Source organism: Bacteroidota bacterium (assembly GCA_039111535.1).
GTDB lineage: Bacteria > Bacteroidota > Rhodothermia > Rhodothermales > JAHQVL01 > JBCCIM01.
Map to the genome: position 1 here is coordinate 1 of JBCCIM010000251.1, position 7,687 is coordinate 7,687.

General features: G+C 50.6%; 6 protein-coding genes. 3 read left to right on the forward strand and 3 right to left on the reverse strand.

Annotation, left to right across the window (positions count from 1 at the left end; genetic code table 11):
- The 3 genes from AAF564_24500 to dnaE all read right to left on the reverse strand — a co-directional run.
- The coding region (locus AAF564_24500; protein MEM8488730.1) for a hypothetical protein at window positions 1-804 on the reverse strand (804 nt) is incomplete at its 3' end.
- 56 nt (window positions 805-860) lie between these two features.
- The gene (locus AAF564_24505; GenBank protein MEM8488731.1) at window positions 861-2,651 is read right to left on the reverse strand and encodes a DUF5683 domain-containing protein; all 1,791 of its coding nucleotides are present in this window, start codon (window positions 2,649-2,651) and stop codon (window positions 861-863) included.
- Window positions 2,652-2,937: 286 nt separating this feature from the next.
- Window positions 2,938-6,447 (reverse strand): DNA polymerase III subunit alpha, encoded by a 3,510-nt coding sequence (gene dnaE, locus AAF564_24510; GenBank protein MEM8488732.1) that lies wholly within the window; start codon window positions 6,445-6,447, stop codon window positions 2,938-2,940.
- On the opposite strand from dnaE, the gene AAF564_24515 reads away from it, so the two are divergent.
- From AAF564_24515 to AAF564_24525, 3 genes are all read left to right on the forward strand, one after another.
- Window positions 6,418-6,783 (forward strand): hypothetical protein, encoded by a 366-nt coding sequence (locus AAF564_24515; GenBank protein ID MEM8488733.1) that lies wholly within the window; start codon window positions 6,418-6,420, stop codon window positions 6,781-6,783. The two genes, dnaE and AAF564_24515, sit on opposite strands and share 30 nt — an antisense overlap.
- 174 nt (window positions 6,784-6,957) lie before the next feature.
- The gene (locus AAF564_24520) at window positions 6,958-7,131 is read left to right on the forward strand and encodes a histone H1 (GenBank protein MEM8488734.1); all 174 of its coding nucleotides are present in this window, start codon (window positions 6,958-6,960) and stop codon (window positions 7,129-7,131) included.
- Between the two features lie 144 nt (window positions 7,132-7,275).
- The coding region (locus AAF564_24525) for a hypothetical protein (GenBank protein MEM8488735.1) at window positions 7,276-7,687 on the forward strand (412 nt) is incomplete at its 3' end.

Here is a 7,687-nt window from a genome sequence, read left to right on the forward strand (position 1 = left end):
GACGATGAACGCGACCATCCCGATCATCAACAGATTTTCATTGTCATAAACGACGATCCGCTGTACTTGGGAAAACAGCTTGATATTACCCGAACGTATGGGTGAATCCGTTTCCCACACCGTGCTTGGTGTTCCAGAGGGCGCCAGTTCCATGACCGTTAACATGCCAGCAGCAAATCCCTGGCAATCACAAATCACCACAAGGTTGCTCTCGGAATCAAAAGCAGCTTCGCGGATAAATCTCCGCTCGTCTACAGTATAGAAATTTGGAATAACGCCCGGTTGCCACATCACGAGGCGCAGACCATCATTGAGCAACACCCTTCTCTGGGTAGGATGTAGCGCCCGTACCGTATAGTTTCCGCTAATCTGGTTAAACGGATATGCAAGAAACAAAGTGTCAGAGGCGATGCTGCGCCGGCCCGCGTAGTGCGATTTTACGCGATACAGCAGGGTATCCAGCGACACAGCAATGTCATTGTCCTCATAAACCATTGTATTGGGGTCAACGGTGTCAAAATCGGTAAAGACGCTATCCAGATTTACCCCACGCTCGATCACAAAGCCTTCTTCAAAACTGCTGTTGTCTTCCCAGAAAAATGTGACCCTGCCCGGTGTGCTGCTTTCATAGCGGAATTCGGTTGCAGGCGAAGGTATGTTTTGGCCGAGGAAATAGTCTGGATCTCTCGGGTTTTGCCGGATGGGCTCTACTGGTCCTTCACAGCCCAGCCATAAGAAACAAGCCAGCATAAAATAATAGGCTGTCGTATTGCCGAAGTGGGTATGGGACAAATCGATTTTCATATTACACATTGCAAGCATGAAGTCGGCGGAAGTGCGAAAAGCCATGTTGAATTGCCTCATCGCCAGGAATATGTGAGCGTCATGCCAGCGCCGGCGGCATTCCAGTGGCCCCGGGCTGAAAAACTGGCGTCGCCAGGTTCTTGCAATACCATCTGATCGTGCCGCGCATGAAAAATCATGGCATCAACGATGTTGTACACATAAAATCCAACCATACCGATGATCAGCCCATTCCTTATGTCATTCAGCAGATTAGCCCGGTTGAATTTTTTTACAGTATCGTCCCATAGCGCCAGGGCTTCCACTTCGATCTGCTCGAGGACGTATGCATCAAAAGTCTCCTGGTAATCTTTAGCGGCTGAATCATAGAGCAGATTGGACGCAGCAAGAGCGGCGCCCCCTGCGACCATTATGCCGATAAAGGCATTGCCTTTGCCAATGGCGCCATCTCTGCGCTGCCCCCAGCCTGGTATGAGCACAGACCTGAAAGACTCGCGATAGTCTACAACGTCTGACCTGAAATCATAGGTCACAACAGCGCTATTTCTGACGGAAAGGTCAAAAGGCAGCCGCTCACCATTTCCATATTGAACCTGGCCGAGATAAAAGCCCTTGGGGACCCGGGCGGGTGTATCGCCTAAATCTGTCGCAAGAAACTGGAGGGTATCATTCAAAATTACGCGGGCATCAGGGGGCAAGTTTTCAATGGCAAACCTGCCAAATTCTGACTGCAAGGTAGCTTCGATAACATTTGCTGTTCCGGCGGAAAGGAAGACATTTTGTTGCCACGCATCAAATGTCTCTGTGATCACTTCCAGGGTGCGTTCTCCCGCTGGCACAACCAGGCCTGTTTGTGGAGTAGAGCCCAGCAGTTCGCCATCCAAATACAGCTTCCCGGGAGGGAATGCATTTACATCCAACGTGGCTGTTGGAGCCGGATAGTTTGTGTTGTTGTTGTTGAACGCAGCCATATGCTGCTTAATCGGCGCGGCAACAGGTGCAGACACAGGCTGCTTCGTCAAGCCCACACTGCCGTATGCGCCGGCACTACCGAACCCTGATTGCATGACCCGAGAGCGCAGAAAAACTGCCCCATCTGACATGGCCGGAATCACCCGATTCAAGTAATCCGACAGTTCTCGAATATCAACTAGCGCATCTGCATTCTGGTCTGCAGCCTGATGAAATAGCCCCTCGACAAGTCCGAGTGCAAGAATGGAGTGCATCTGGCCATTGATGGTGTGCTTTACCCGGCGTTTGGTACTTGTTGAGAAAATAAACCGGGGTGGCGCCTGACCTGTGTAGGGGTATGGTGATTGCGTTTCTGCATACGCCCTATAGCCGGCTTGTGAACCGCCGACCTGATTATCTACAATCAACAGGATGGGGCCTGTGCCACTCTGGGAAAACCATGCGTTCAGAATAGCAAACGAAATGCCTTTAGATCCAATGGTAGGGTATGTCCGGTCGGGTGAAAGCCACGCCATGAGGTAGGATAGCGTTTCTTCATTGTCAAGGTCTTTGTTAGTCACCTGCGTGTCAAAAACATCGCCAGCAAAATAAATGATTGTACAGACATTGGCAGATTGCCCTGCGACGGATTCGAGTGTATTGAACAAAGACTCGTGCCGTGCCCTGCGGTTTGTGAGTACATCTACATTGTTTGCCGGTAACCACTGTTTGAAATACGATTCAAGCAAGGCTATATCATCGGATACGTTATGGTCGTGCCTGTTTGGCAAATCCACACCAACAAGAATGGCCCGATAAGATGTACAGGCAGAAGATGGGTCAGTAGCTGTTGATACGTTTGGTGATGCATTTGCAACATGCACTAGCAGTAACAAAAAGAAGCAGATCCTGCAGAAGGAGAGAAGAAGGGGCATAGCTGTCCCAGAATTAATATTGAGATGCATTATGTTGGTATTCGCCACAGGTTAGTGTTATTGCGGCAACTTTTGGAATTGCTGTTGTTCAGTGATGTGAAAGGAACGCTTAAACGACCTGATTGGCGGTTGAATTTGTGTTTTCGTATTTCCGTGCTTTGGTATTTCTGTTGTACGAATGCCCTCTTAGAGCAACGCGGTATGCTGGTGATGATTTGCTAGAGCGTTTTCTGTTCAAAAGTTGTGTTTAACCCATTGTATCGCTTTCGAGGAGTACGTTGTCTTTGCCAAAGATTTTTGAAATGCCCTGCATTAAGTCGGGTGTAGGTTCTACGACGTATTTCCGGCTGTGAATGCGTTGCACGCCGCCGGGGATATCTTTGCCCGTGACATCAAAGTAGAGTTTGCAGTTGCCTCTGTTGGCATCGCACAGGTCGCGGAATTTTTGGATTTCGCTTACTTCCATGTGCTGCACATCCACGCGTAGCACAATGCCTTTAATCAATTCGCGGACCTTCCACATGGGGAGGATTTCCACAACTTTGATTTTAACCCCGCCACCACGGATGTCCGTATTGCCTTTTACAAAGACTATTTCATCCTGCTTGAGGTATTGCTGGTACCGGTCGTATTCGTTGGCAAAGCAAATAATTTCTCCCTGGCCGGTAAAGTCCTCGATAGAGGCAAAGACAATCGGCTTTCCAGTTCGGGTTGTGCGGTGCTGAATTTCTGTGATGATGCCGCAGAAAGTGTGTATGGGACCTTGCTGTCGGTAGCTGCCGGCGCCATCTCCTGAGTGTGCCAGCGCCTGCTCAACGGACTTGCTGATGCCTTCGATGTCGCCAAGGCTTGCAGAGGAAAAGGCCCGTGCTTCAGCGGCATACGTTTCAAGGGGATGCCCCGAGACGTAGAAACCGAGTAATTCCCGTTCACTTTTTAGCTTTTGTGAGGTTGGCCATGGATCAACCATAGGGAGGTTGGGCTCAGCCTGGAATCCGGTGCCGGTTGCGTCGCCAAAAAGGGAGCTTTGGCCGGCTGCTTCGTCTGCCTGGATTTTTTGTGCATACCGAACTGCATGTCCTACAGTCTCGAACAACTGCGCGCGATGTCCTTCCAATTCATCCAGCGCACCTGATGCAGCGAGGCATTCGAGGGCTTTTTTGCCAACTTGTCGTAAGTCCAGCGACTTCGCCATACTGAAAAGTGTGGAGAAGTTGCCTTTGGTGCTCCGCGTTTCGATGATCGATTCAATTGCAGCAAGGCCGGCGCCTTTTATGGCGCCCATGCCCATGCGGATTTTGCCGTCCTCTACGTTGAAGTAAGCTTTACTTTTGTTTACCGATGGCGGGAGTACCGGGATATCAAGCCGGCGCGCCTCTTCCAGGATAATCGACAGCTTTTTGGTATCGCCCATCTCATTCGTCATCGCAGCCGCCATGTACTCGGGTGGATAGTTTGCTTTGAGGTAGGCCGTATGGTATGCTACGAGCGAGTAAGCAGCAGAGTGACTCTTGTTAAAGCCATAGCCGGCAAACTTCGCCATCATATCAAACACTTCGTTAGCCACTTTCTCATCCACGTCCCGCTCACCCGCCCCTGCGACAAAGATGATGCGCTGCTTGTCCATTTCGGACTGCTTTTTCTTACCCATCGCACGCCGGAGCAAGTCAGCTTGGCCAAGCGAGTAGCCACCCATTTCCTGTGCCATCTGCATCACCTGCTCCTGGTATATCGGAATACCGTAGGTTGGTTGCAGGATGCCTTCCAGGATCGGGTGGGGATACGATACGGTCTCTCTGCCGTGTTTACGGTCGATGTAATTCGGGATCAGGTCCATCGGACCCGGGCGGTAGAGCGCGTTCATCGCAATGAGGTCGTTGATGCTGGTCGGCTGTAGCTTCCGCATCCACTCGCGCATGCCTTCGGATTCAAACTGGAACACCGCAACCGTATCACCGCGCTGGAAAAGCTCATACGTCTTTTCATCGTCGAGCGTCAGGGTGTCGACATCAATTTCGATGTCACGATTTTCTTTGATGAGGCGGAGGGCATCGTCAATAATGGTGAGGGTTTTGAGCCCGAGGAAGTCCATTTTGAGCAGGCCAAATTCCTCAACCCACTTGCCGTCGTACTGGGTAGTTACAACCTCATCGCCTTTACTTTTTGCTACAGAGATGGGCACGTAGTCGCTTACCGTGCCGGGGGCAATGATGACGCCGGCTGCGTGAACCCCGGTGTGCCGCGCAGAGCCTTCGAGTACCTGCGCATAGTGCATCAGGTTACGGATCTGCGGGTTCGGGTCTTTTTGTAGTTTTTTGAATTCGGGTACGGTGTTGAAGGCCAGGTCCAGGTCTACTTTGGGGCCTTCAGGGATAAGCTTAGCGATACGGTCTGCTTCGGACAGCGGGACCCCCAGCACGCGGGATACGTCTCGGATAACAGAGCGGGCGCCCATGGTACCAAAGGTGATGATCTGGCATACATTTTCGCGTCCGTATTTCTGGACCACATAATCAATGACCTTGCCGCGGCCGCGGTCATCAAAGTCGATGTCGATATCCGGCATCGAGACGCGTTCCGGGTTCAGGAAGCGCTCAAAAAGCAGGTCGTATTCCAGCGGATCGATGTTCGTGATACCCAGGCAAAATGCAACCGCACTACCAGCAGCTGATCCACGGCCCGGCCCTACGCTAACGCCAAGGTCGCGTGCTGCTGTTGTAAAGTCCTGTACGATGAGGAAGTAGCCGGCATAGCCCATCGTTTTGATAATGCCGAGTTCATGGTTGATACGGTCAACCACGGTTTGCGTCACTTCTTTGTACCTGACTTTGGCACGCTCAAAAACCATGTGCTTCAGGTAGGCGTCCATGTCGTTGTTAAACGACTCTGGGATGGGGTAATGCGGCATAAGCAGCGTTCCCATCGGCAGCTCAAAATTACACTTGTCAACAATTTCGCGGGTAGTGTCGAGGATGGCATCGCGGACAACCGCATCGAGCATGCTAAACGACGCCTGCATTTCTTCGGTGCTCTTGAGGTAGAACTGGTCGTTCTCAAATCGCATCCGGTTGGGGTCGTTGAGGTCTTTGCCCGTCTGGAGACAAAGCAGTACATCCTGCGCCGCAGCGTCGTCTTTCTCGACGTAGTGGACGTCGTTGGTTGCAATGACTTTGACGTTGTACTCAGAGGCCCATCTGAAGAGGACGGCGTTACACTTTTTCTGGTCTTCTATGCCATGGTCCTGGATTTCGATGTAATAGTCGTCGCCAAAAACATCGACATACCATTCAAAAATTTTGCGGGCTTCTTCTTCGGTTTTTTTGAGGATGTTTTGTAGTACCTCACCTTGAAGGCAGCACGTGGTAGCGATGAGGCCTTCGCTGTGGGCTTTGAGGATTTCTTTGTCGAGACGCGGTTTGTAGTAGTAGCCGTCGGAATAGGAGAGAGAGGAGAGCTTGATGAGGTTGCGGTAGCCGGCTTCGTTTTTTGCCAGCAACACCTGGTGGTAACGCGTGCGGTCAGATTTGTCGCCCATGCCACTGGGGGTGACGTAAAATTCGCAGCCGATAATGGGTTGGACGCCGGCCTTTTTTGCGGAGGTGAAAAACTCAGGGACGCCAAAAAGATTCCCGTGATCCGTTATTGCAAGTGCTGCCTGCCCCATTTCTGAAGCTTTGGCAACAAGTTTTTTGATGCGTGCAGCTCCGTCGAGCAGTGAGTATTGGGTATGGCAGTGAAGGTGGCTAAAATCACACATGGCCTAACAACTTCGCGGGTTTCAAAATGTGGTTTTGCACAACCGGCGCAAGGCACCGGGGTACGGGAAATGGCGCTATCAGCGATCCGACAGAAAAAGAAAGGAAAGTATCCGCCCAACTTTGGGTATGTCGGATACAATCAAAGTGCCAACCTGGTAAATTGTTGCGTGGGAAAAAAGGATTACACAGCAATCACACATATGCGGGCAAATCAAGGAAAGGAAAAATCAGATTCGGGTCAATGGATGTGGATAATTGGTGGACTGAAAGTGGGGGTTCACCCTGATGTTTTGCAAAAAAGTGACATAAAGCGGCGTTTAAAACGGAAATTTTAGATGTTTACCGGAACTGTCTGAAGTCACCAACGTGTCAGTGAAGCTCAATTTGGGCTAGTACTGAGGCATTTGGGCTTTTCTTTTCTGCGATCAAACCCTGTTTTGATTGCGCTCGTGGAGCAAGAAAGCCCCACCTCACTTCTGATTTTCGATTCATCTCAGGGAGTTTAGGAAATGAGCAAATTCAACGACCTTAAAGGTTTTGTAGAAGAACTGGAAAAAGACTTCTCTCAGTTCTATGAGAAAGGCAATAAAGCTGCTGGCACGCGAATCCGTAAAGCCATGCAGGAACTGAAAAAGCACGCACAGGACATTCGCGTAGAAGTGCAGGAAATGAAAAAAGGGTAACTTCTACGTATACCTATTCGATAGAAAGGGCTGTACCATTCGGTATGGCCCTTTTTATTTTTTATACCCTTGTTAAATGTGTCACCATTTTCGGGTAGAGCAGTAGTGAGAAACAGGCCCTTCTTTCAACAACCTGATATTTGGGTGCCGGCAATCATTTATGTCGTCATCGGCGTGCTCCTGTGGCTATTGCCGCTGCTTCAGATCTTGCATGCAGAGTCATCTGCCGTTATTGCTTTTAGCAGTTTCTTCGTTGCCGGCCTTGCTGCGCTCTTTCGTTTTAATCGATATGGGTTAACCCAGCAGCGCTTTGCACAGTCTGGTTCGCGCCGGCAGCGGGGGGGCGGCCCTAGGCAAGGGCTGTTTACGAGGGGGAAAGCCGGTCCGTTTTCGCAGACCCTGTTCATACAACTGGCATTGCTGCTCATCCCGTGGTTAATGCTTACCACATCGCTTTTGTGGCAGGAAAACTGCAGTTATGGGCAAGGCCTGCTTTTCTATTTACTGTTTACCTTGCCAGCGGTGTGCCTGGCTGTTTCAGCCGCTTACCTGGTTA

Excerpts from the sequence above, each read along its gene's own strand:
- AAF564_24520 (MEM8488734.1), top strand. The coding sequence starts at position 6,958 with ATGAGCAAATTCAACGACCTTAAAGGTTTTGTAGAAGAACTGGAAAAA.
- AAF564_24515 (MEM8488733.1), top strand. The coding sequence starts at position 6,418 with ATGGCAGTGAAGGTGGCTAAAATCACACATGGCCTAACAACTTCGCGG.
- dnaE (MEM8488732.1), bottom strand. The coding sequence starts at position 6,447 with ATGTGTGATTTTAGCCACCTTCACTGCCATACCCAATACTCACTGCTC.